Annotated in this window: 17 protein-coding genes; all 17 read left to right on the top strand. The window is 60.9% G+C overall.

The window, feature by feature from the left end:
* The first annotated feature begins 1 nt into the window (after position 1).
* The 17 genes from flgK (at position 2) to AB4N41_RS16230 (ending at position 24,214) form a co-directional block, all read left to right on the top strand.
* Positions 2–2,047, top strand: a complete 2,046-nt coding sequence (gene flgK, locus AB4N41_RS16150; RefSeq protein WP_071171415.1) for a flagellar hook-associated protein FlgK — start codon at positions 2–4, stop codon at positions 2,045–2,047.
* Positions 2,048–2,060: 13 nt separating this feature from the next.
* Positions 2,061–3,629, top strand: a complete 1,569-nt coding sequence (locus tag AB4N41_RS16155) for a flagellar hook-associated protein 3 (protein WP_150636629.1) — start codon at positions 2,061–2,063, stop codon at positions 3,627–3,629.
* Positions 3,630–3,738: 109 nt separating this feature from the next.
* Positions 3,739–7,332, top strand: coding sequence for a glycosyltransferase (locus AB4N41_RS16160; RefSeq protein WP_460137856.1), 3,594 nt, complete (start codon positions 3,739–3,741; stop codon positions 7,330–7,332).
* Positions 7,333–8,365: 1,033 nt separating this feature from the next.
* On the top strand, positions 8,366–9,139 hold the full coding sequence (gene rfbF, locus AB4N41_RS16165) for a glucose-1-phosphate cytidylyltransferase (RefSeq protein ID WP_041478997.1): 774 nt from the start codon (positions 8,366–8,368) through the stop codon (positions 9,137–9,139).
* A complete protein-coding gene (gene rfbG / locus AB4N41_RS16170; RefSeq protein ID WP_150742453.1) occupies positions 9,121–10,203 on the top strand; it encodes a CDP-glucose 4,6-dehydratase in 1,083 nt (360 codons plus the stop codon). Before rfbF ends, rfbG begins: the two co-directional genes overlap by 19 nt.
* A complete protein-coding gene (gene rfbC, locus AB4N41_RS16175; RefSeq protein ID WP_252877683.1) occupies positions 10,200–10,760 on the top strand; it encodes a dTDP-4-dehydrorhamnose 3,5-epimerase in 561 nt (186 codons plus the stop codon). Before rfbG ends, rfbC begins: the two co-directional genes overlap by 4 nt.
* Positions 10,757–11,983 carry a class I SAM-dependent methyltransferase gene (locus tag AB4N41_RS16180; protein WP_252877684.1) on the top strand — a complete coding sequence of 409 codons (1,227 nt, stop codon included), beginning with the start codon at positions 10,757–10,759 and terminating at the stop codon, positions 11,981–11,983. The genes rfbC and AB4N41_RS16180 overlap by 4 nt, the downstream gene beginning before the upstream one ends.
* Positions 11,980–12,831 (top strand): NAD-dependent epimerase/dehydratase family protein, encoded by an 852-nt coding sequence (locus tag AB4N41_RS16185; RefSeq protein WP_150636639.1) that lies wholly within the window; start codon positions 11,980–11,982, stop codon positions 12,829–12,831. The genes AB4N41_RS16180 and AB4N41_RS16185 overlap by 4 nt, the downstream gene beginning before the upstream one ends.
* Entirely contained in the window at positions 12,828–13,898 is a 1,071-nt protein-coding gene (locus AB4N41_RS16190; protein WP_150636640.1) for a class I SAM-dependent methyltransferase, read from the top strand. The genes AB4N41_RS16185 and AB4N41_RS16190 overlap by 4 nt, the downstream gene beginning before the upstream one ends.
* A gap of 17 nt (positions 13,899–13,915) precedes the next feature.
* Positions 13,916–14,653 carry a cephalosporin hydroxylase family protein gene (locus AB4N41_RS16195; protein ID WP_038860482.1) on the top strand — a complete coding sequence of 246 codons (738 nt, stop codon included), beginning with the start codon at positions 13,916–13,918 and terminating at the stop codon, positions 14,651–14,653.
* Positions 14,654–14,708: 55 nt separating this feature from the next.
* Positions 14,709–17,621 (top strand): TIGR00180 family glycosyltransferase, encoded by a 2,913-nt coding sequence (locus tag AB4N41_RS16200; RefSeq protein WP_252877685.1) that lies wholly within the window; start codon positions 14,709–14,711, stop codon positions 17,619–17,621.
* Between the two features lie 28 nt (positions 17,622–17,649).
* On the top strand, positions 17,650–18,651 hold the full coding sequence (pseB, locus tag AB4N41_RS16205) for a UDP-N-acetylglucosamine 4,6-dehydratase (inverting) (protein WP_122602232.1): 1,002 nt from the start codon (positions 17,650–17,652) through the stop codon (positions 18,649–18,651).
* On the top strand, positions 18,648–19,811 hold the full coding sequence (pseC, locus tag AB4N41_RS16210) for a UDP-4-amino-4,6-dideoxy-N-acetyl-beta-L-altrosamine transaminase (protein ID WP_252877686.1): 1,164 nt from the start codon (positions 18,648–18,650) through the stop codon (positions 19,809–19,811). Before pseB ends, pseC begins: the two co-directional genes overlap by 4 nt.
* A 6-nt stretch (positions 19,812–19,817) precedes the next feature.
* A complete protein-coding gene (gene pseF, locus AB4N41_RS16215) occupies positions 19,818–20,513 on the top strand; it encodes a pseudaminic acid cytidylyltransferase (protein WP_122602234.1) in 696 nt (231 codons plus the stop codon).
* Positions 20,510–22,015 (top strand): UDP-2,4-diacetamido-2,4,6-trideoxy-beta-L-altropyranose hydrolase, encoded by a 1,506-nt coding sequence (gene pseG / locus AB4N41_RS16220; protein ID WP_122602235.1) that lies wholly within the window; start codon positions 20,510–20,512, stop codon positions 22,013–22,015. The genes pseF and pseG overlap by 4 nt, the downstream gene beginning before the upstream one ends.
* Positions 22,008–23,060 (top strand): pseudaminic acid synthase, encoded by a 1,053-nt coding sequence (pseI, locus tag AB4N41_RS16225; protein WP_122602236.1) that lies wholly within the window; start codon positions 22,008–22,010, stop codon positions 23,058–23,060. Before pseG ends, pseI begins: the two co-directional genes overlap by 8 nt.
* Positions 23,061–23,287: 227 nt before the next feature.
* Positions 23,288–24,214 (top strand): ketoacyl-ACP synthase III, encoded by a 927-nt coding sequence (locus tag AB4N41_RS16230; RefSeq protein WP_016771093.1) that lies wholly within the window; start codon positions 23,288–23,290, stop codon positions 24,212–24,214.
* Positions 24,215–24,237: the final 23 nt, after the last annotated feature.

Consider the following 24,237-nt stretch of genomic DNA (forward strand, 5'->3'; position numbering starts at 1 on the left):
CATGAGTTTGCTCAATATCGGGATGTCGGGACTATCGGCCAGCCAGTCCTCTCTGGCTACGACAGGCAACAACATTGCCAACGTCGACACCGCCGGTTATTCACGTCAGCAAACCGTGCAGGGCACCAAGTCCTCGCAGCAGTACGGCAGCGTTTTCATCGGCACGGGCACGACCCTGGCCGACGTGCGCCGGGTGTACAACTCGTATCTGGAATCGCAGCTGCACACCGCGACGTCGCTGGACAGCGAATCGGCTGCCTTCCTCAAGCAGGCGACGCCGCTGGACGCCATGCTGTCGGACACCAACACTGGCCTGACCGGTGTGCTGCAGAAATTCTTCACCTCGATGCAAGGCGTATCCACGTCGGCCACCGATGACACTTCGCGTCAGTCGGTGCTGACCGGCGCGCAGGCGCTGACCAGCCGCTTCAATACCCTGGCCAAGCAGCTCAACGATCAGAACACCACGATCAACGGCAGCCTCGGCGACATGACTGCCCAGGTGAACAAGCTCGCCACGGCGATCGCCAATCTCAATCAGAAGATCGGCGAAATCTCCACCAGCGGCGGGGCGCCGAACGACCTGCTCGACAGCCGTAACGAAGCCGTGCGTCAACTCTCCGAGCTGACCGGTGCGCAAGTCGTCGAGCGCGGCACCAGCTTCGACATTTATGTCGGCAGCGGCCAGCCGCTGGTCATCGGCAACACCACCAACAGCCTGAGCATGGTCGCGAGCAAGACCGACCCGTCGCGCATGTCGATCCAGATGGATCGCGGTTCGAGCACCATCGACATCACTTCGGTGATCAGCGGCGGCGAAATCGGCGGTCTGCTGACCTATCGCAAGGAAGTCCTCGACCCATCGCTCAACGAGCTCGGTCGCGTGGCCCTGGTGATTGCCGATCAGATCAACAGCCAGCAAGCACAAGGCATCGACAAGAACGGTGACTTCGGCGCGGCGATTTTCAACAACATCAACAGTGCCGCCCTGATCAGTCAGCGCAGCATTGCGAAGGATGGCAACAGCGCCGGTTCGGGCAACCTCGATGTGACCATCAAGGACACCGGCAAGCTGACCACCAGCGATTATCAGGTGACCTTCACCAGCGCTACCGATTACACCGTCAAACGTTCCGACGGTACTGATCTGGGCGCATTCAGCACCACGACCAATCCGCCGCCAGTGATCGACGGTTTCACCCTGGCCTTGAATGGCGGCGCGCTGAGCGCGGGTGACTCGTTCAAGATCACGCCGACCCGCAACGCGGCGGCGAGCATTCAGACGGTCCTGACCGATCCGAAGAAAATCGCTGCGGCAGGTCCGCTGACCGGCGTCGCCAGCGCCAACGGTCTGGGCACGTACACCCAGCCGACGCTCAGCGACAAGATCGATATCTACAACCCGACCGCCCAGGCTGACATGCAGGCGGCGCTGAAGAATTCAACGCCGGTCAAACTGGTATTCGGTGCAGCCAGCGGTGGCAGCCAGTCGTACAACCTGGTCGACGCCAAGGGCGCGACCATCGGCACCGGCACCATCGTGCCTGGCCAGTCGAACACGCTGAACCTGAAAGTCGGCATCGTCGATGCCAGCGGCAACCCGGTGATGGACACTACCGTCACGCCGAACGTACAGAAGACCTTCACCGTGCAGACCACCGTGGGCGGCACGCCGAAAACCGGCGAGACCTTCACCATGAACCTGACCGGCGCGGCGTCTTCGGACAACCGCAACGCCCAGGCACTGGTCGCATTGCAAACCAAACAGACCGTGGACACCGGTTCGGCGAGCAAGGGCATCAGCCTGACTGACGCCTATAACACCCTGGTGACCAACGTCGGTACCAAGACCGCCCAAGGCAAGTCCGACAGCGCCGCAACCACGGCGATTCTGGAGAACGCCAAGGGTGCCCGCGATTCGTTGTCCGGGGTCAACCTGGACGAAGAAACCGGCAACCTGGTCAAGTACCAGCAGTACTACACAGCGTCTTCGCAGATCATCAAAGCTGCGCAGGAAACTTTCGCCACGCTGATCAACAGCCTTTAAGGAGTCGTAATTCATGCGCATTTCCACCGCCCAGTATTACGGAACGCAAGCCTCGGATTATCAGCGTAACTTCAACAAGGCTGTCGCTACCGCGAGCGAGGCGAGCAGCCTGCAGCGTATCAACACCGCCGCCGATGATCCGATCGGTGCCGGGCGCTTGCTGCAATTGGGCCAGCAGGCGGCGATGCTCGATCAGTACAAGACCAACGTCAACACCACCAAAAGCGCCTTGACCGTGCAGGAGTCCACTCTGGATTCGATTACCACGGCGCTTGCGCGAGCCAAAGAGCTGGCGCTGGCCGCGAACAACGGCACCATCACCGACAAGGACCGCCAGGCATATGCCTCGGAACTGGGTGAGATCCAACAGCAAGTGCTGGGCCTGATGAACGCCAAGGATGCCAACGGCAACTACCTGTTCTCCGGTTCGAAAACCGATACCGCGCCGTATTCGAAGAATTCTGACGGCACGTTCAGCTACAACGGCGACCAGACCACCATCGATCTGGGCATCGGCGACGGCATGACCGTGGGTACCAACACCACCGGTTGGGACGCGTTCCAGCAGACCATCAACACCGGCCGCACCAACACCAAAATGACTGCGCCAGCTGTGGATGACGGCCGTGTCGTGCTGTCCAACGGCACCGTCGGCACTGCCGCCACCTACGACGCCAAGTTCACCGCCGGGCAGCCGTATACCATCGATTTCGTCAGCAGCACCCAGCTGAAAATCACCGATGCCTTGGGTAACGATGTGACTGCCGAGGCCAGCCAGAATGGCCTGATCAGCAACAGCACCGGCGCCAACCAGACTGTCAGCTTCCGTGGTGTCGACCTCAAGCTGAACGTCAACCTGAAGGCTGGCGATACCAATCCGGACGCCGTTATCGCAGGGCACAGTTTTCAGCTGTCGGCCTCGCCGGACTCGTTCACCACCACGCGTAATCCGGGTAACCCGTCGACCAGCGTGATCACCGGTTCGACCATCACCGATCAGGCAGCCTACACCGCAGCGTTCCCGCAGGGCGGCGCGGTGCTCAAGTTCACCAGCGCCACCGATTTCGATCTGTATGCCGCGCCAGTGACCGCCGACAGCAAGCCGGTTTCCTCGGGCACGGTCGCCGGCGGTAACGCCACCGCTGCCGGTGTGACTTTCGCCCTGGGCAGCGCGCCGGCCGCTGGTGATCAGTTCTCGATCCAGCCGAACAATCATCAGACCCAGAACGTGCTCGACACTCTGGGCCAGATGATCACCGCGCTGAATACGCCAGTCGACGGTGACCCGGTTGCCAAGCAGAAATTGCAGGGCGCGATGGAGGCAGGCCTCGGCAACATCGATGCAGCTTCCAACCAGATCGGCACCGCAGTCACCACCATTGGTGCGCGCGGCCAGGCGCTGGACATGCAGACCATTACCAACGACAGCCTGACCACGGCGAACAGCACGACCCAGGGTTCGATTCGTGATTCCGATCCGGCTGAAGTCATGACCCGTCTGACCCTGCAACAGACCATGCTGCAAGCCGCGCAACTGGCGTTCAGCAAGATCAGTCAGTTGGGGCTGTTCAACAAGATCTGATGATTGGCGGGCGCGTGCGCGCCCGCCAACGTTGTCCCTCTGTTAATGATTTTTTGCGGTATCAAGGGCTCGTTTTTGCGAGCGGGCTCGTACCGCCTGTGAGCCCGCCGTGAATTCACTCCCCCTCGTCAGCATTGCCATCCCTGCGTTCAATCCGCGCTTTTTCGAGCGGGCATTGAACAGCGCCGTCAGCCAGACATACGCGCCTCTTGAGATCATTGTCTGCGACGACAGTCGTGGTCATGAGATCGAAGGGATTGTCAGCGCTGTGGCCGAGCGCTCGGGTGTTGCCGTGCGCTATGTGCGCAACCCGCGCACATTGGGCATGGTCGGCAATCTCAAGGCGTGCCTTGATCAGGCGCAGGGTGAATTCGTCAAGTTCATGTGTGACGACGATCATCTCTATGCCGCCTGCATCGAGCAGCAGGCGCACGAGATGTTGCGTGAGGAAGTCAGCCTGGTGCTGGCTCAGCGGTTATTCTGGGACGCCGACGACATCATTCTGCCGGCGCGCCTGGAAAACACTTCGTTGTCACCGGCCAGCGGTCTGTTCAAGGGTGACGACCTGCTGGGCATTTTTGAAAAATTTCCGGTCAATGTGCTGGGCGGTTTCTCCAGCGCCTTGTTCCGTCGTTCGGACCTCGTCGACTTGTTGCCGGCGCTGACTCAGGACGGCCACTGCTTTGTCGCCACCCTGGATTTCGCCTTGTACGTATGCCTGCTGCGGCGCGGCAATCTGGCGATGTCGAACACCGTGCTCAGTGCCGAGCGGCTGTATCCGGAGCGCTTGAGTGCTCAGCAGCCGATGAAAGACGCGGTCGAGGTCGAGCGCGAGTGGATTCTGCAAATGCTCAAGGCGCGCAGCGGCGAGTCGGCGCCAGCGCCGGGTTGGGTGCGCTATGTCCCGCTGACCAAGGCTGACGCAATGCCGCGTGTCTGGGAAGAGCTGCCCCTGAGTCGTACGCTGGGTACCAAGCAGAGTCGCCAGGAGTGGTGCGTCGGCATCGATAGCTGGAGCTTCGCCGAACTCTACGCGCACTGGCTGCAATGCCGCAGTCTCACTGAAGGGCAGCGCAAGTTACTGCCGGAAACTCTGGCCGCCTGGCCACAACAGCCGCGAATAGTGCCGATCGTCATTGATGCCCAGGGCAGTCGCGATGGAGTCGAGCGCACGCTTGAGGCGCTTGCTCGGCAGGACTATGCCCCTGAACTGATTCTGGTGCTGTCCGCTTCCTGTAACGAGGCGACGCTGGATGGCCGCGTGTTCCACATGCCACTGGAAGGTGACGGGCTGGGTCAGATCAACGCGTTGTTGCCCCAACTGGAGGGCGCCGACTGGTTTTACCTGTTGCAGGCCGGTGACCGGCTGATGGCGCCGGCCTTGCTGGTCATGGCTGACCGGATCGCGCACTCGCCGTCGCTCGGTTGCGTGTACAGCGATGAAGGCGGTCTGCGCGATGGTGAGTCCGTGGAACCCGCCTTCAAACCCGATTTCAACCTTGATCTGATGCGCAGCTACCCGTATGTCGGGCGCGCCTTGGCGTTCAAGCGCGAACGCTTTCTGGCGCTGGGTGGTTTTGACACGACGTTCACCGAACTGGCTCCTCACGACATGCTGTGGCGCATGGTCGAAAGCGACGGCACCCAAGTGATCGGGCATGTCGCCGAAGTTCTGCTGGAGTCGCCATTCGATCTGTCGCGGTGGTTGGCCGAGCCAGGCGTCATCGAACAGAACCCTCGTGTGCTCGAAGCGCATCTGCAACGCATTGGCGTTGCCCATGAAATCCGCCGTGGCAGTTGCCAATTCCTCAATCGTGTCGATTATCGGCACGCGCGCCGTCCGCTTGTGTCGATCATCATCGTGACCCGGGATCAGACCGCTGCCTTGCAGCGGTGTGTCGAGACCGTGCTGGAAAAAAGCGCCTACGCCGAATACGAACTGCTGCTGGTCGACAACGGCAGCGAAACCGCTGAGGCCAGAGCATGGCTGGACGGCATCGCGCAATTGGGTGGTGACCGAATCCGCGTGCTGACGTACCCGCAGCCGGACAACATGGCTGCCCTGCACAATTTTGCCGTGACCAAGGCTCGTGGCGAATATGTGCTGCTGCTCAATACCTTTGCGGTGATTACCCACGCCGACTGGCTGGACGAGCTACTCAATCATGCGCAGCGCCCGGAAGTCGGCGTGGTCGGCGCCAAGTTGTTCAACCCGGATGGTTATGTGCTGCATGCCGGCATGATTCTGGGGATGCAGGGCGCGGTCGGGTTGCCATTTTATGGACAGTCGCTGCAGTCGGACGGTTATATGTTCCGGCTGCAGGCCGCCCACGATCTGAGTGCGGTCGGCGGTGATTGCCTGATGGTGCGCAAGGCGGTTTTCGAGGCGGTGGCAGGGCTTGATGAAGAGGATCTGAAGCAGGCGCTGAACGTGGTGGATCTGTGCCTGCGCATCGGCCAGGAAGGCTACCTGGTAGTGTGGACGCCTTATGCCTTGCTGGCTCAGGGCGTGCGCCCGACTGTCGAGTCGACAGCTGAGCAAGGCGAGCAACATTTGCACGAGCAGGAAATCTTCTACAAGCGCTGGCTGCCGCGCATTGCCCGCGATCCGGCCTTCAATGTCAACCTGTCCTTGCAGGGCGTCGGCGCGACGAGTTTCAGCCTTGAGCCGGGCCTGCGTACGGGGTGGACTGCTTTCTCCAGGCCGCAATTGCCCAACGTACTCGCCGTGCCGATCAATGCCTCAGCCATTGGCCATTACCGCATGAGTCAGCCGCTGATAGAGCTGGAAGCGGCGAACCGGGCCGAAGGGTGTATTCGTTACGGCTTGCCGTCGATCATTGAAATCGAGCGTCAGTCGCCGGATGTCATCGTCCTGCAAGGGCGCTATTCCCAGGGCGCGATCGATGAAATCCCGCCGCTGAAAAAATTCTGCCATGCCCGGCGCATCTTCGAGCTGGATGACTATGTGATTGATGTTCCGCATCGCAATGCGCATATCCGCAACATGCCCAGCAAGCAGGAAATGGAGCGGATGGTGCGCCAGGCGATCAGCCTGTGCGACCGCGTGGTGGTGTCGACTCAACCACTGGCCAATGCGCTGTCGGACATGCACCACGACATTCGCGTAGTCCCCAACATGCTCGCGCAAAACCTCTGGACCGGTTTGCGGGGTCAGCGCCGCACCTCGAAAAAACCTCGCGTGGGTTGGGGCGGAGGCACCAGCCACCATGGCGATCTGGCGGTGATTGCCGATGTCGTGCGTGAGCTGGCCAACGAAGTCGACTGGGTATTCTTTGGCATGTGCCCGGATGACCTGCGTCCGTACATGCACGAGTTCCACGGTGTGATTCCTCTGGACGTCTATCCGGCCAAGCTGGCCAGTCTGAACCTCGACCTGGCTCTGGCACCGCTGGAGTTTCACATTTTCAATGACTGCAAGAGCAATCTGCGTTTGCTGGAATACGGCGCCTGCGGTTACCCGGTCATCTGCACTGATACCGAAGCCTATCAGGGCTATCTGCCGTGCACGCGGGTGAAGACCAACAGCACTGATGAGTGGCTGCAGGCGATTCGCATGCATCTGGCCGACCCTGACGCCAGTTATCGCATGGGTGACGAGCTGCACGAGGTGGTCATGCGCGATTATGTGTTGCGTGGTGACAATCTGCGGTATTGGGAGAATGGCTGGCTGGCGGATTGATCGTTTATATAGGCGGCTTTTTGGGGTTGCCTTTTTTTTGGGGCCTTGGCGGCCTTGGCGGCCTTTGGGCCGACCAGGCTGTTGGGGGTTTTGGGTGTAGATCCGTTTCTGCGGGTGTTGCTGATTACGGTTCCGCCCTTACGGCGGGTCACCTTTTTCAAACGCCAAAAAGGTAACCCAAAAGGCTTGCTCCTACGTTCGGCCCTCGCAGGCTCGGGTTCCTTCGCTGCGGGACTGATCCGGGCGCAGCGGCTCCGGTTTGCTTCGCTGCACCTCCTTCCGCTGTGTTCGACTTCGTCGAACGGTCGCTACGCTCCCACGCCCGGATCAATCCCTCCACTCAGCCTTCCGACGTCGCCGGTGGATCAAGATCAAAAGCGGTACTCGAGCTTGCGCTCATTGTTGAGTGGGGCGGCTTTGCCGCGGGCAGCTGCGCTGCTTTGATTTGCTTTGCTTTGCTTTGCTTTGCTTTGCTTTGCTTTGCTTTTGCTTTTGTGGGAGCGAGCCTGCTCGCGAAGGCGGCCTGCCGAGCAACCCGTTTCTCCCAAATGCCCACGATCCAACTGTAGGAGCTGCCGAAGGCTGCGATCTTTTGCTCTTGCTCTTGCTCTTGCTCTTGCTCTTGCTCTTGCTCTTGCTCTTGCTCTTGCTCTTGCTGTTCTGTGGGAGCGAGCCTGCTCGCGAAGGCGGCCTGACAGCCGACCCATTTCTTGCTGGATGCACGCGATCCAACTGGAGCTGCCGAAGGCTCGGGCCGCGATCGGACGATCTTTGCTCTGGCTTTCGATCTCTTGCCCCTTCACGCCCTCAGCCTGCCCATCAGCCTGTTGCCACTTCCACCGAAGCCTCTATCAGCTATCTCCCAAAACCCGGCTACGAGCTGGCGCGTTTCCTGCAAGTGCCCCGCAAATCGCCATAAAACGAGCGCTCGCGGTGTTTCCTCCTGCGCCCGTAGCGGCAGAAGGTTTGGCCAGAAGGCCTGCGACGCTCAAAAAAGCAGTGCGCAGCCCGGTGACGTACGAGAGGGGAGACGATGAAGGCAGTAATTTTGGCGGGTGGCCTCGGCACGCGCATCAGTGAAGAGTCGCACCTCAAGCCCAAGCCGATGATCGAGATTGGCGGCAAGCCAATTCTCTGGCACATCATGAAGCAGTATTCCGCCCACGGGATCCACGACTTCGTCATTTGCCTGGGCTACAAGGGCTACGCGATCAAGGACTTCTTCGCCAACTACTTCCTGCATACATCCGACGTCACTTTCGACATGCGCAACAACCGCATGGACGTCCATCAGAACTACAGCGAGCCGTGGAGTGTGACCCTCATCGATACCGGCGAGGAAACCATGACCGGTGGCCGCCTGTTGCGTGCCGCGCGTTATCTCAAGGATGAAGAGGCGTTCTGCTTCACCTATGGCGATGGCGTTTCCGACATCAATATTGCTGAGCTGGTCGACTATCACAAGGCTCACGGCCGCCTGGCGACCGTCACTGCGGTGCAGCCGCCAGGTCGTTACGGCGCGCTTGAACGGCAAGGTGACCAGGTGCTGGGTTTCACTGAAAAACCTCGTGGTGACGGTGGCTGGATCAATGGCGGTTTCTTCGTGCTGTCGCCAAAAGTGCTGCCCTACATCAGCGATGACAGCACCACCTGGGAAGCCGAGCCGTTGGCCCGTCTGGCTCAGGACGAACAACTGAAAGCCTTCGAGCACGAAGGTTTCTGGCATCCGATGGACACCCTGCGCGACAAGAACCATCTCGAAGCGCTGTGGCAGAGCGGGGAGGCCCCATGGAAGCAATGGGCCTGAGTGCGGAGTTCTGGCGTGGCAAGCGTGTTCTCGTCACCGGACACACCGGTTTCAAAGGCAGTTGGCTGACCCTTTGGCTGCAAAGCCTCGGCGCGCAGGTCAGCGGTTTTTCCCTGGATCCGTCGACTGAGCCAAGCCTGTTCGAACTGGCGCGCGTACACGAAGGCATCAACGACCAGCGCGGCGATTTGCGTGACCTCGGCGCCTTGCTGGAAATCATCGCCGAGACCGAACCGGAGATCGTCCTGCATCTGGCCGCCCAGCCCTTGGTGCGCGAGGGCTATCGCGATCCGCTCGGCACCTATTCAAGCAATGTCATGGGCACGCTGAACCTGCTCGAAGCGATTCGTCAGGTCGGCGGCGTGCGCGCCTGCGTGCTTGTGACTACCGACAAGGTCTACGCCAACAAGGAATGGCTGTGGCCGTACCGCGAAGACGAAGCCCTCGGTGGCCACGATCCTTACAGCAGCAGCAAGGCCTGCTGCGAGTTGCTCGCGCAGTCCTACGCCGCGTCGTTCTTCCCGGCGGACAAACATGCCGAGCATGGTTTGGCCCTGGCGACCGCACGCGCCGGCAATGTGCTGGGCGGCGGTGACTTTGCCCCGGAGCGACTGATTCCCGACGTGCTCAAAGCCTGGAGTGCCGACGAGCCGGTGACCCTGCGTTACCCGCAAGCCGTGCGCCCATGGCAGCACGCCCTTGAACCGCTGGCGGGTTACCTGCAATTGGCCGCAGGCCTTTATGAGCGAGGTCCGGAGTATGCCGGCGCGTGGAACTTCGGCCCCGGTGAGGCGGACATGTGCAGCGTCGGCGAAGTCGTCGAATTGCTCGCCAGCCGCTGGCCGCAGGCACCTGGTTTGCGTATCGAAAAAAGCGAACTGCATGAAGCCGGCCTGCTGCGCCTGGACAGCAGCCGTGCGCGGCAATTGCTGGGTTGGCAAGCGCGCTGGACCTTGCAGCAATGCCTGGCCCAGACCCTCGACTGGCATCTGGCCTGGCAGAACGGCGATGACATGCGCGCTGTAACTCTGGGCCAGTTGAATCTGTACCGAGGCGCGCTGTGAGCGAGTTTTCCCTGAAAGCGTTGCCATTGGCCGGTCTGTTCAGCGTTCAGCACAAACGTTTCGAAGATCAGCGCGGGCACTTCGCCCGGTTGTTCTGCGAGGGCAGCCTGAGTGCGTTCGGCAATGAATTTCATATCCGCCAGATCAACCACTCCTGCACCCGCGAGAAGGGTAGTGTGCGTGGCCTGCATTATCAGAATGCCAACGCCCCGGAAGCCAAACTGATCACGTGCCTGCGCGGTGAAGTCTGGGATGTTGCGGTGGATCTGCGTCCTGAGTCGGAAACCTTTTTGCACTGGCACGCCGAGCACTTGAAGGCGGGCGATGGCCGCAGCCTGTTGATTCCGGCCGGTTTCGCTCATGGCTTTCAGACGCTCACCGACGACGCCGAATTGCTCTATCTGCACAGCGCCGATTACGCGCCGGAGCACGAGGGCGGCTTGTCGGTGAACGATCCTCGGCTGGCGATTGCCTGGCCGTTGCCTGTCAATAATTTGTCAGCGCGCGATTCCAGCCATCCTGCGCTCGATCAACACTTTGCTGGAGTGCGTCTATGAATTGCCGTGGGTGCGCCGCACCGCTGAATCTGCCGCTGATCGACCTCGGTACTTCGCCGCCGTCCAACGCCTACGTGCATGCCGATCGTCTGGAACAGGCCGAGCAATGGGTCCCGCTCAAAGTCGCGGTGTGCCAGCAATGCTGGCTGGTGCAGACCGAGGACTACACCAGTGCCGACAGCCTGTTCGATGCCGAGTACGCCTACTTCAGTTCGTTCTCCAGCACTTGGCTGAATCACGCCGAGCGCTATGTCGCCGAGATGAGTGAGCGCTTCGGGCTTAACGCCGACAGTCGTGTCGTCGAGATCGCCGCCAATGACGGTTACCTGCTGCAATACGTCGCCGCGCGCGGGATCCCATGCCTGGGCGTCGAGCCGACTCGCAGCACCGCACAGGCTGCACGCGAGAAAGGCCTGGAAATTCGCGAGCTGTTCTTCGGCTGCGACACCGCCACGCAATTGCGCAACGAAGGCTGGAACGCCGACCTGATGACGGCCAACAACGTGCTCGCCCATGTGCCGGACATCAACGATTTCCTCGCCGGCTTCGCGACGCTGCTCAAGCCGACCGGCGTCGCCACTTTCGAGTTTCCGCAACTGCTGACGCTGATGGCTGGCGCGCAGTTCGACACGCTGTATCACGAACATTATTCCTACCTGTCGCTGACCGCCGTGCAGACCCTGTGCGAGCGCAATGGCCTGGAAGTGTTCGACGTCAGCCAGTTGAGCACTCACGGCGGCTCGCTGCGCGTATTCGTGCAGCGCAAGGACGGCCAGCGCCGCGCTGTTCTCCCGGCAGTTCAGCAACAACTGCAGGCCGAGCTCGCTGCCGGGGTGACAACTGCCGAGTTCTACGCGACCCTCGCGCCTGCTGCCGAACGCATCAAACATGACCTGCTGCGCTTCTTGTTGCAGGCCAAAGCCGACGGCAAACGTGTGGTCGGTTACGGCGCGGCGGCCAAGGGCAATACCTTGCTCAACTACGCCGGAGTCAAAGCGGATCTGCTGTCCTGGGTGGCCGATGCCAACCCGCACAAACAGGGCAAGTTCTTGCCGGGCAGTCGCATCCCGATTGTTGCGCCAGCGCAGATCGACATTGAGCAACCGGACTACGTGCTGGTGCTGCCCTGGAACCTGCTGCACGAAGTCAGTCAGCAACTGGCGCAGGTGCGTCAGTGGGACGGGCGCTTCGTCATCGCCGTGCCTGAGTTGAAAGTGCTGTGAAAGTTCTGGTCACTGGCGCCACAGGCTTTGTCGGTCGGCATCTGGTTGCTGCATTGCTTGAGCGCGGCTGCGAAGTCCGCGCGGTGGCGCGCAACGCAGAAACCGCGCAGGGCATGCCATGGATTAACCACGTCGAATTCGTCGCGGCAGACATTCACGCTGCCGACCTGAATGTCGTCGCGCTGACCGAAGGCATCGACGCGCTGGCGCATCTGGCCTGGCCGGGGTTGCCGAACTATCGGGCGCTGTTTCATTTCGAGCACAACCTGATGGCCGATTACCGCTTTATCAAAAACGCGATAGAGGCGGGCGTGTCGCAGGTGCTGGTGACCGGCACCTGCTTCGAATACGGCATGCAGAGCGGTCCGCTCAGCGAGTCAACCGAGCCACGGCCGAGCAATCCCTACGGTCTGGCCAAACATACGCTGCACCTGTTTCTGCAGAATCTGCAGCAGGAGCAACCGTTCACCCTGCAATGGGCGCGCTTGTTCTATCTGCACGGCGAAGGGCAGAACCCCAACAGCCTGTTGGCCGCGCTGGACCGGGCAATCGATAGCGGCGAGGCGTCGTTCAACATGTCGGCCGGTGAGCAGTTGCGCGATTTCCTCGCGATTGAAACCGCCGCGAGTCATCTCGCCGCGATCCTCCATCAGCGCGACTTTGGTGGCGTGGTCAACTGCGCCAGCGGTCAACCGGTGTCGGTGCGTGCGCTGGTCGAACAGCGCTTGCGTGAGCGTGGCGCAACCCTGGCTCTGAACCTCGGCCATTACCCGTATCCGACCCACGAACCGCTGGCGTTCTGGGCCGTCACCGAGCGTTTGCAACAGTTATTGGGAGAGTCGCCATGAGGCACGAGTTGTACCGGGCCACCGGCCTGCCGGTATTGCAGAACCGCACTTTCGCCGATGCCGAATCGGCGCGGGCCTCGGCCAGCGCCGACATGGTCCTGGTTCAGGACGAGCGCAGCGGTCTGGTCTTCAACGCCGCGTTCGATGCCGACAAGCTCAGTTATGACGCCGACTATCAGAACGAGCAGGCGCACTCCGGTCAGTTCCAGAAGCATTTAAGTGACGTCGAAGGCATCATCGGCAAGCACTTCAAGGGCCAGGAGCTGATCGAGGTCGGCTGCGGCAAGGGCTACTTTCTCGAGCTGCTCAAAAGCCTTGGCTATTCGATTACCGGCATCGACCCGGCTTATGAAGGCGAAAACCCCGAGGTGATCAAGGCGCCGTTTACGCGCGGCCTCGGCCTGGCGGCAGATGCCATTGTGCTGCGTCATGTGCTGGAGCACATCGAAGACCCGGTGAGCTTTCTGGCCGTGATCGCCGAGGCCAATCAGGGCGGGCAGATCTATATCGAAGTGCCGTGCCTGGACTGGATCCTCGAGCACAAGGCCTGGTTCGACCTGTTCTACGAACACGTCAATTATTTCCGCCTCGATGACCTGCGCCGGATGTTCGGCACGGTGCACGAGGCCGGGCATCTGTTCGGCGGCCAATATCTGTACATCGTCGCTGATCTGTCGACGTTGCGCCTGATACCCGAACAACCGGTGCCGCGCCTGACTCTGCCTGAAGATTTCAGCGCCAGCCTCGACCGTGCTGTGCAGATCATCCGCTCGGCGCCTGCGCAGGGTTCGGCGATCTGGGGTGCCTCGTCCAAAGGCGTGATCTATTCGCTGTACCTGCAACGCGCCGGCGTTGCGGTCGATCGCGTAGTCGATATCAACCCGGCCAAGCAGGGGCGTTATCTGCCGCTGAGCGGCGCGCGCGTGTCCTCGCCGCAAGAGGCCATGGATGCGCTGCCGGAAGGCGCGCACCTGTTTGTGATGAATTCCAATTACCTCGAAGAGATCAAGCGGATGACCGGTGGACGCTACGTCTATCACGCCGTCGACAGCGCTTCGTTCCAGTGACCCTTGAGATGACCAACATGACCGACAACAGCATCAACCAAGCCTTCGAAGCCGAGTGCCGCGAGCAGATCGCCCAGCAAGGTGACGACCCGAAACTGACCGGCCTGGCCCGGGATTTCTTCAACGAATCGGCCAAGCACAAATACAGCTACCACTTCTCGTGGATGGGCCGCCCGATCATCCAGCTGCCGCAAGACATGATGGCCATGCAGGAGATCATCTGGCAGGTCAAGCCGGACCTGGTTATCGAGTGCGGCATTGCCCACGGCGGTTCGATCATCTACTACGCCTCGCTGCTCGAGCTGCAAGGCCACGGCGAAGTGCTCGGCATCGACCTCGACATTCGTCCGCACAACCGTGAAGCCATCGAAAGCCACCCGATGGCCAAGCGCATCAAGATGATCGAAGGCTCAAGCATCGACCCGGCCATTGCCGCTCAGGTGCAGGCCGCCGCCAAAGGCAAGAAAGTCATTCTGGTCCTCGACTCCAACCACACCCACGATCACGTGCTCGAAGAGCTGCGCCTCTACGCGCCGCTGGTGTCGGTCGACAGCTATTGCGTGGTCATGGACACCGTGGTTGAAGACATGCCGGCCGATTTCTTCCCGGATCGTCCATGGGGCCCGGGCGACAACCCGAAAACCGCCGTGTGGAAGTACCTGGAAGAGAACCAGGACTTCGAAATCGACCAGCAATTGCAGAACAAACTGCTGATCACCGTGGCGCCGGACGGCTACCTGCGTCGCGTTCGTTAATTCGCAACATTTACCCAGAGTTGTTTCGGCGAGTCGCCGGTTGTGGAGAGAAGTTATGCAAGGCAAGTACAGTTCTGAACTGACGCTACCGCTCGATGAGCTGTTGACGGTGGTGCTCATTACCCACAACCGACCGGCGTTCCTGCGTCGGGCTGTGAAGTATTACAGCGACTTGCCCTGCAAGATCATGGTGCTCGACTCCTCGCCGGAACGTCCGGAAGGCGATTTTTCCGCCGTCGATTACCATCATGTGCCGCAATTCGCGTACTGGGGGATGCAGGCCAAACTGGCCTATGGTGTCGAGCAACTGACCACGCCGTACATGGTGCTGGCGGCCGATGACGACTTCATCCTGCATGATTCATTGGCCGAATCCGTGGGTTTCCTGCAGGCCAATCCGGATTACGGCATGTGCCACGGCTACTGCCTGATGTACCTGACGCTGGCCGGTGGCGTCAGCTACTACCGCCGCGACAAAAAGGTCCAGGAAGACTACTGCTCTGAACAGGCTCAGGAGCGGGTCATCGATTACATGAGCCAGTACATCCCGCCGTTCTATGCGGTGACCCGTACTGATCTGATGAAGACCTGGCACTCGGCATTGCCACCCGGCACCAGCTTCCAGTGGCAGGAAATCGGCCATGTCTATTTCCTGCTGGCCAGTGCCAAAGCACGGATTCTGCCGATCCCTTATGTGGTTCGGGAGATCAACTACGGTGCCTCCGAGCACAGCACCGAGGTGTATCACTCGCTGACCTACGTCGATGCCAAATCGGTCGCCGAGCGTGAAGCCTTTGCCGAGTTCCTTGCCGCGCTGCCAACCCAGATCAAAGGGCTGAACGCCGAGCAGGGCAAAGCGCTTGCCCTGCAAAGCTTCGAGGCAATGGTCGACAGCCTGCAATCGAATCGAGCGCTGACTGCGGAGCTGATCATCCAGTCCACCTGGAATCAGGAGCTCAAGTACCCGGATCGTCGTTTCGGGCCTTTGCAGTACGTGGAAATGCCGTTCTACAACGAGGCATTTTTCGACCGCCTGGCGCAGTTCGAATTCATGCTGCACGCCATGCCGGCGGGGCGCATCCAGCTTGAAGGCCTGGAGGGCGTCTGGACCCGTCAGGCGCACTTGCTGCAAGCACGCAACAACGACACGCCGGAAAGCGTTCTCGACCGTTTGTGGCAGGCTCACGATCTCAATGCGTTCAATCGCACCGTGATCAAGCGGCTGGCGGCTCAGCTGACTGCGATGGGCCAAGCCGAAGAGGCGCAAGCGATGCAGGCCTGGATCGAGCGTCTCGAAGCGTTGACCGTCGATGACCATCATGCGGTCATGGACAAGATGCAGTCCGGTCGCCTGCTCAACTGGCTGGCCGCACGTGCGCCCGGCGCTCACCTCGAGGCAATCGGCCAACATCTGGCGGTGAATGGCGGCGGGCCGCAGTTCGGCATTTTTCTGCTGGATCTGGACGACGACATCGACAAGCTTCAGGTGTCTCTCGACAGCTTGCTGGAAGGGCAGTGCAAGGCCTTCCGCATTGTCGTGTTCACCACCGGCGAAGCGCCCGCCGCGACCACGGCACAGAACACCCTGCATTTTGTCCGAGTGACCGCGGGCAATCTGATCGACAAGCTCAATCAAAGCGCTCGTCAATCGCCGTCTGACTGGCTGCTGTTGGCTGAAGCCGGTGATGAGTTCACTGCCAGCGGATTGTTGCGCGCCAGCCTGGAGTTGATGAACGCCGGCGATTGCCGCGCGGTATCCACCGACGAAATCCAGCGTCAGGAAAACGGTGCCCTGACCGACGTGTTCCGGCCGGGCTTCAACCTTGATCTGCTGCTGAGCCTGCCAACGCTGATGGCGCGGCACTGGCTGGTACGGCGCGATGCGCTGGTCGAAATCGGCGGCTATCGCGCTGATTTCAGTCAGGCACTGGAGCTCGATGTGCTGCTGCGTCTTATCGAAGAACACGGCCTCAACAGCCTGGCTCACCTCGACGAGCCGCTATTGATCAGCCAGGCACCAGAGCTGGTCGAGAATGCTGACGAGCGCCTGGCGCTGCTGCGCCATTTGGGCAATCGCGGTTACAAGGGCAAAGTGACGTCAGCGGTTCCGGGGGTTTACCAGATCGACTACCACCACAGTGATCGTCCGCTGGTGTCGATCATTATTCCGGCGGGCAGCGATCTGGCGGTGCTGCAACGTTGCCTTGAAGGTGTGTTGCTGCGTACCCGTTACCATCACTATGAAGTGCTGATCGCCGCCACTGCGGATCAGACGGCTGAGATCAATGACTGGCTCGGGACTTACAAGCACTCCAGAGTGCAGGTGCTGCGTACTGATCGGACGTTGAGCGCAGCAGGATTATTCAACGCGGGCAGTCGTCAGGCGCGTGGCGAGTACCTGGTGCTGCTCGCCGCCGATGCGGAAGTGGTCAATCCGAACTGGCTCGACTCTTTGCTCAACCATGCTCTGCGTCCAGAGGTTGGCGTGGTCGGGCCGAAACTGATCGACCGTGATCGCAAGATCAGCCAGGCGGGATTGATCCTGGGCCTGAACGGCGGGGTCGATTCGCCCTTCGTTGGTGAAGAGCACGATGCCGACGGTTACCTGCATCGCTTGGCGGTGGAACAAAACTACTCGGCGGTATCAAGCGTGTGCCTGATGGTCCGCAAAGAGCTGTACGAGGCGCTCGGCGGTCTGGACGAAAGCACATTTGCCGAAGGCTTCAGCGATGTCGATCTGTGCCTGAGCGCCGGGCAGGCCGGTTATCTGACGGTATGGACTCCGGCGGTGCAAGTCATCCATCAGGGCGGTATGCCTGACGCCCCGCAAGCGCTGCTGGCCCTGCGCGAAAAATGGCCGGCGGCATTCGTTCAGGATCAGGCCTACAACGCGAACCTGAGCCTGAAGGGCAAAGGCTTCGTGCTCGATGACAATGCTTCACTGGACTGGGCACAGTTGCTCGCTTAAGCCTGGCGACAGGGACGGAATTGACAAAATGTTCAACGGTAAATCGATCTTCATCTCCGGCGGCACCGGCTCGTTCGGACGCAATTTCATCCGTCGCTTGCTGGAGCAATACCAGCCCAAGCGCGTGGTGGTGTTCTCCCGCGACGAGCTCAAGCAATACGAAATGCAGCAGACCTTCAATGCACCGTGCATGCGTTATTTCATCGGTGACGTGCGTGACGCCGAGCGCTTGCGGCAGGCGATGCGCGGCATCGATTACGTCGTGCATGCCGCCGCGTTGAAGCAGGTGCCGGCGGCGGAGTACAACCCGACCGAATGCATTCGCACCAACGTCAACGGCGCGGAAAACATCATCGCTGCGGCGATCGATAACGGCGTAAAGAAAGTCGTCGCGCTGTCCACCGACAAGGCGGCCAGCCCGATCAATCTGTACGGCGCGACCAAGTTGCTTTCGGACAAATTGTTCGTCGCCGCCAACAACATCGCCGGCGAGCAGCAAACCCGTTTCGCCGTGGTGCGCTACGGCAACGTCGCTGGCTCGCGTGGTTCGGTGGTGCCGTTCTTCAGCAAGCTGATCGCTGACGGCGCGCAAGAATTGCCGATCACCGACGAGCGCATGACGCGGTTCTGGATCACTCTCGACCACGGCGTGCAGTTCGTCCTCGATAGCTTCGCTCGCATGCACGGCGGCGAAGTGTTCGTGCCGAAGATCCCGTCGATCCGCATCGTCGATCTGGCGCGCGGCATGGCCGAGCATCTGCCGCACAAGAACGTCGGCATTCGTCCCGGTGAGAAGCTGCACGAACTGATGGTGCCGCTGGACGATGCGCGCATGACTCTGGAGTTCGAGGATCACTACACGATTCAGCCGTCGATTCGTTTTACCAGCGTCGACGTCGATTTTGCCGTCGATAAACTCGGTGAACGTGGCCGTGCTGTGAGCGAAGATTTCGAGTATCGCTCGGATACCAATCCGCATTTCCTTTCGGTCGGGCAGATCGCCGATCTGCACGCGAAGCTGTCGGTATGATTCCCTACGGTCGGCAGAGCCTTGATCAGGCGGACATCGATGCGGTGGTCGACGTCCTGCAATCGGACTGGCTGACCCAGGGGCCGACCATCGAACGCTTCGAGCAGGCGATGGCCGAGCGCTGTCAGGCGGATTTCGCCGTGGCGGTGTGCAATGCCACGGCGGCGCTGCACATTGCTTGTCTGGCCGCTGACCTGGGCCCGGGCGATCGCTTGTGGACCTCGCCGAACACCTTTCTCGCCTCAGCCAATTGCGGACGCTATTGCGGCGCCGAGGTTGATTTCGTCGACATCGATCCGCTGACCTGGAACCTCGACGCCTTTGCCCTTGAAACGAAGCTCGAGCAGGCCGAACGCGACGGCACGCTGCCGAAAGTCCTCGTTGCCGTAGCGTTCTCCGGGCAGAGCTGTGACCTGCGCAAGATTGCCGACCTGGCGGGGCGCTACAACTTCACCGTAATCGAAGATGCCTCGCACGCGGTGGGGGCGAGCTACGCCGGCCGCCCGGTCGGTTGCGGCGAATTTGCGGCAATGACGGTGTTCAGTTTTCACCCGGTGAAAATCATCACCAGCGCCGAAGGCGGCATGGTCCTGACCAATCGCCCGGTGCTGGCCGGACGTCTGCGACGCCTGCGCAGCCATGGCATGACCCGCGAAGCCGAGCACATGACCGAGCCCAGCCACGGGCCTTGGTATTACCAGCAAATCGAGCTGGGCTTCAACTATCGGATCACCGATCTGCAAGCGGCGCTGGGCCTGTCGCAACTGGCCAAACTGGATGAGTTTGTTGCACGTCGCCGGGAACTGGCCGCACGTTACGATCAACTCCTCGCCTACCTGCCGCTGACCTTGCCGAGCGCGCAACCGGAGGCCGAATCGGCGTGGCACCTTTACGTGGTGCGCGTGCAGGTCGAGCGCTGCAACCTCAGTCATCGCCAGGTGTTCGAAGGTTTGCGCGCCGCCGGCATCGGCGTGAATCTGCACTATATTCCGCTGCATCTGCAGCCTTACTATCGCAAGCTGGGTTTTGCCGAGGGCGATTTCCCCGAGGCCGAGCGCTACTACGCCGAGGCGATCAGCTTGCCGCTGTTCCCTTTGCTCAGCGAAGCACAACAGGGTCAGGTGGTCGAGCAACTGCGTCGGCTGCTACTGGAGGAGTAAGGCACCGTGAGCTGCGTCGCGATCATCCCCGCCCGTGGTGGCAGCAAGCGCATTCCGCGCAAGAATCTCAAACCGTTCGACGGCGTACCGATGATCGTCCGCTCGATTCGCACGGCGCTGGAGTCAGGGCTGTTCGAGAGCGTTGTGGTCAGCACCGACGATGACGAAATTGCCGACATCGCGAGGGCGCACGGTGCGCAGGTACCGTTCATGCGCCCGGCGGAACTTGCCGATGATTACACCGGCACCGCTGCGGTGATCGTGCATGCCTTGCAGCAATTGCCGACGTTCGATTACGCCTGTTGTGTATACGCGACTGCACCGTTGTTGCAGGCGCGTTATCTGCGTCAGGGTCTGGATTTGCTCAAGCAGCATCCGCACAAGTCGTTTGCCTTTTCGGTGTGCGGCTTCGGCTTCCCGGTGCAGCGCGCACTGACCCTCGACGAGGAGGGCGCGTTGACGTCTTTGTACCCCGAATTTCGTACGACCCGTTCGCAGGATCTGCCCGAAGCATTTCAGGATGCCGGGCAGTTTTACTGGGGGCGCAGCGAAGCGTGGTTGCGTGGCGAGACGCTGTTCTCGCCAGCGAGCCTGCCGGTGATCCTGCCGCGTCATCTGGTCCAGGACATCGACACGCCCGAAGACTGGCAACGCGCCGAATATCTGTACGCCGCACTCAGAGCCGGCGGAGAACTGCAATGAGAGTGCTGATCCGCGCCGACGCTTCGCCGACCATTGGCAGCGGCCACATTGCCCGCTGCCTGACCTTGGCGCGGGTGCTGCGCGGGCAGGGCAGTCATGTCGCATTCGCCTGTCGGCGTTTGCCCGGGCATCGACTGGATGCCTTGAATGCCGAGGGCTTCGAGACCTTCGCGCTGCCCGAGCGCTATCGTGATGAAGACCCGCTGCAGGCTATCGAATCGATGTTGCCGTGGCAGTTCGATATTGATGCACTGGGCCTGCTGCTGGACGGGCAGGCACCGTTCGACTGGATCATCACCGACCATTACGGCCTCGATCATCACTGGCAAACCGCCGCCCGGCGCTGGGCGCATCGAATCGCCGCCGTGGATGATCTGGCCACGCGGCGCTACAGCGTCGATCTGCTGCTCAATCAGAACCTGTCCGGTCTTAGCGAAAACTACGCGCCGCTGCTCCCCCCAGGCTGTCGCACCTTGCTCGGCCCGCGCTACGCCATGTTGCGCGAAGAATTCAACTGCGATGCCATCGAGATCAAACCGAAGGCCCGGCGTGTGCTGGTGAATTTCGGCGGTTTCGACGCGGCGAGACAGACTCATCATGCGATGCTGGCGCTGGCTGATTTCACTGAGTTGCAGGTGGACTTCGTCGCTGGCGCCGACAACCCGGCGTGGACGCAGATGCAAGCGTTGGCCGAGACGCGACCGAACTGGCGCCTGCACAGTTTCGTTAGCGATTTCCATCAGCGCATGACTGAGGCCGATCTGTTTATCGGCGCTGGCGGAGGCACCAGTTGGGAGCGCGCGGCGCTGGGTTTGCCGACGATCTGCATCGCCGTGGCGAACAATCAGCAGGCCAACGGCGAAGTCATGGCCGCTGCCGGTGCGCATGTGTTCATGGGCGCCCGCGAGCAGGTCAGCGTCGAGCAGTTGCGTGATGCGGTCGGCTTCGTCGTGAACAATCATTTTTTGCGCCGCAGCCTCGCCGAGCGTTCGCGGCAACTGGTCGACGGACGCGGTGCCGAACGCGTGGCGGCGGCGCTGGCCGGCGCGGTGCTGAAACTGCGCCCGGCGACGCTGGACGATGCGCAGTTGCTGTTCGATGGGCGCAATGCTGAAGCGGTACGGCGCTGGTCGCTGGAAACCGGTGTGATCGATTGGACTCAGCATCTGAACTGGCTGACAGCGACCCTGCGCAATCCGCAACGGTTGCTGTTGATCGCCGAGGCGGACGACGGCCCGGTCGGGGTGCTGCGTTACGACTTGCGCGGGTTCGAAGCCGAAGTGTCGATTTATCTGCTGGAAGGGCGTTTCGGCCTCGGTTGGGGCAGGGCAGTGCTCAGCCGTGGCGAAGCGTTTGTCGCTGCGCACTGGCCGCAACTGACACGCATCACTGCCCGGGTCATGCCGGCCAATCAGTCCTCATTGAAAGTCTTTCGCGACGCCGGGTTCATCCAGGAAACCTGCGCGTTCAGCCGTGTTTTGAAGGATCACCCGCATGTCTAGTTTCAAGATTGGCCACCACACCATCGGTGCCGATGCGCCGCCGTTCATCATTGCCGAGATGAGCGGCAACCATAACCAGTCCCTCGCCGTCGCTCTGCAAATCGTCGAGGCGGCGGCCAAGGCCGGGGCGCATGCCTTGAAGCTGCAAACCTACACCGCCGAAACCATGACCCTGGATTTGGCTGAAGGTGAATTCTTCATCAAGGATCCGGGCAGTCTGTGGGCCGGCACGTCGCTCTACGATCTCTACGAAAAAGCCCACACACCGTGGGAGTGGCACGCGCCGATTTTTGCTCGGGCCAAGGAGTTGGGGATGCTCGCATTCTCGACGCCGTTCGATGACAGCGCGGTGGATTTTCTCGAAAGCCTTGAAGTGCCGGCGTACAAGATCGCCAGTTTCGAAAACACCGATCTGCCGCTGATCCGCCGTGTGGCGGCTACGGGCAAACCGCTGATCATCTCCACCGGCATGGCCAGCATCGCCGAACTGGATGAAACCGTGCGTGCCGCCCGCGAGGCCGGGTGCAAGGATCTGGTGTTGCTCAAGTGCACCAGCACTTATCCGGCCACGCCACTCAACAGCAATGTGCGCACGATCCCGCATCTGCGCGAGCTGTTTGGTTGCGAGGTGGGGCTGTCAGATCATTCGATGGGCGTTGGCGTGTCGGTGGCGGCGGTGGCGCTGGGGGCGACGGTGGTGGAGAAGCATTTCACCCTCGATCGTTCCGCCGGTGGCGTGGACGCGAGTTTCTCCCTGGAGCCTGCGGAGCTGGCCAGTCTGGTCGTCGAAACCGAGCGTGCCTGGCAGGCGATGGGGCGTGTTCAGTACGGTCCGACCGAGGCCGAGCGCAAGTCGCTGGTCTATCGCCGCTCGCTGTATGTCACCGCTGACATGGCTGCCGGTGAAGCCTTTACCGGAGACAATCTGCGCGCCATTCGCCCCGGTCTCGGTCTGCCGCCCAAGCACACCGAAGCCGTCCTCGGACGCCGTGCGCGCACCGCGATCAAGCGCGGTACGCCGCTGGACTGGTCGCTGGTCGAATAGGCCAATCTGCCATCGATTCGGCAAAATAGCGTGACCTGCGAGTCATAACGCGCATCTTCACTGTATTGTATTGACCGGGGAGATGGCGCCTGGCCCGTTTTGCGGTTCCAGTGATAGCCCTTTGCGCTTCCCGTGGCTGCCCGTCGTGGCGGCCGTTTTCTGTTTGTCGGCGCCCCTCGAATCCTTGCGAGCGGTGGTTTTGGGCTGTTTTTTATTGGGAAGCCGTAATGATTGGCATAAAAAGCATTGCGAGCTACGTTCCTGTAGCCGGCGTGGACAATTACGCACAAGGTGCAAAATTCGAGAAGGATGAAGAATTCATCCTGGGCAAGATCGGTTCGGCGTTCCTGCCGCGCAAAGACGCTGAGCAGGAAACCTCCGATCTGTGCGTGGAAGCGGCCAATGCGCTGTTTGCCAGCAATCCTGAACTGAAGCGTGAATCGATTGACGCGTTGATTGTCGTCACCCAGAACGGTGATGAAGAAGGCCTGCCGCACACAGCAGCAATCGTCCAGGACAAGCTCGGCCTGCCGACCAATGTCGCAGCGTTCGATATTTCCTTGGGCTGCTCCGGTTACGTCTACGGCATCTACGCGATCAAGGGCTTCATGGAAGCCGCCGGCCTGAAGAACGGCCTGCTGATTACCGCTGACCCGTATTCGAAAATCGTCGACCCTGAAGACCGCAACACCACCATGCTGTTCGGCGATGCCGCCACCGCTACCTGGATGGGCGAAAACCCGACCTGGGCGCTGGGCAAGGCCAAGTTCGGCACCGACGGTTCCGGCGCACCGCACTTGAAAGTCAGCAACGGCGTGTTCTTCATGAACGGTCGTCAGGTGTTCAACTTCGCATTGCTGAAAGTGCCGGCGCACTTGCACGAGCTGCTCGACGATTCCAATCTCAAGGCCGATGACATCGACGCATTCTGCATTCACCAGGGCAGCGCGGCGATTGTCGATGCCGTGGCGCGACGCTTCGAAGGCGAACCGGAGAAGTTCATCAAGGACATGGTCGAGACCGGCAACACCGTGTCGTCGAGCATTCCGTTGCTGCTCGAAAAACACGTGCTCGACTCCGACTGGCAGCGCGTTGCACTGAGCGGTTTTGGCGTGGGCCTGTCGTGGGGCTCGGCGATCATTTATCGCCCGTAAGCTGCAGCAAAAACCACTGATAC

Source organism: Pseudomonas sp. S2_A10, from assembly GCF_054668465.1.

Coding starts and splice junctions, on each gene's coding strand:
- AB4N41_RS16195 (WP_038860482.1), top strand. CDS start 13,916: ATGACCGACAACAGCATCAACCAAGCCTTCGAAGCCGAGTGCCGCGAG.
- rfbG (WP_150742453.1), top strand. CDS start 9,121: ATGGAAGCAATGGGCCTGAGTGCGGAGTTCTGGCGTGGCAAGCGTGTT.
- pseC (WP_252877686.1), top strand. CDS start 18,648: ATGATTCCCTACGGTCGGCAGAGCCTTGATCAGGCGGACATCGATGCG.
- AB4N41_RS16190 (WP_150636640.1), top strand. CDS start 12,828: ATGAGGCACGAGTTGTACCGGGCCACCGGCCTGCCGGTATTGCAGAAC.
- pseI (WP_122602236.1), top strand. CDS start 22,008: ATGTCTAGTTTCAAGATTGGCCACCACACCATCGGTGCCGATGCGCCG.
- pseB (WP_122602232.1), top strand. CDS start 17,650: ATGTTCAACGGTAAATCGATCTTCATCTCCGGCGGCACCGGCTCGTTC.
- rfbF (WP_041478997.1), top strand. CDS start 8,366: ATGAAGGCAGTAATTTTGGCGGGTGGCCTCGGCACGCGCATCAGTGAA.
- flgK (WP_071171415.1), top strand. CDS start 2: ATGAGTTTGCTCAATATCGGGATGTCGGGACTATCGGCCAGCCAGTCC.
- AB4N41_RS16200 (WP_252877685.1), top strand. CDS start 14,709: ATGCAAGGCAAGTACAGTTCTGAACTGACGCTACCGCTCGATGAGCTG.
- pseG (WP_122602235.1), top strand. CDS start 20,510: ATGAGAGTGCTGATCCGCGCCGACGCTTCGCCGACCATTGGCAGCGGC.
- AB4N41_RS16230 (WP_016771093.1), top strand. CDS start 23,288: ATGATTGGCATAAAAAGCATTGCGAGCTACGTTCCTGTAGCCGGCGTG.
- AB4N41_RS16155 (WP_150636629.1), top strand. CDS start 2,061: ATGCGCATTTCCACCGCCCAGTATTACGGAACGCAAGCCTCGGATTAT.
- AB4N41_RS16180 (WP_252877684.1), top strand. CDS start 10,757: ATGAATTGCCGTGGGTGCGCCGCACCGCTGAATCTGCCGCTGATCGAC.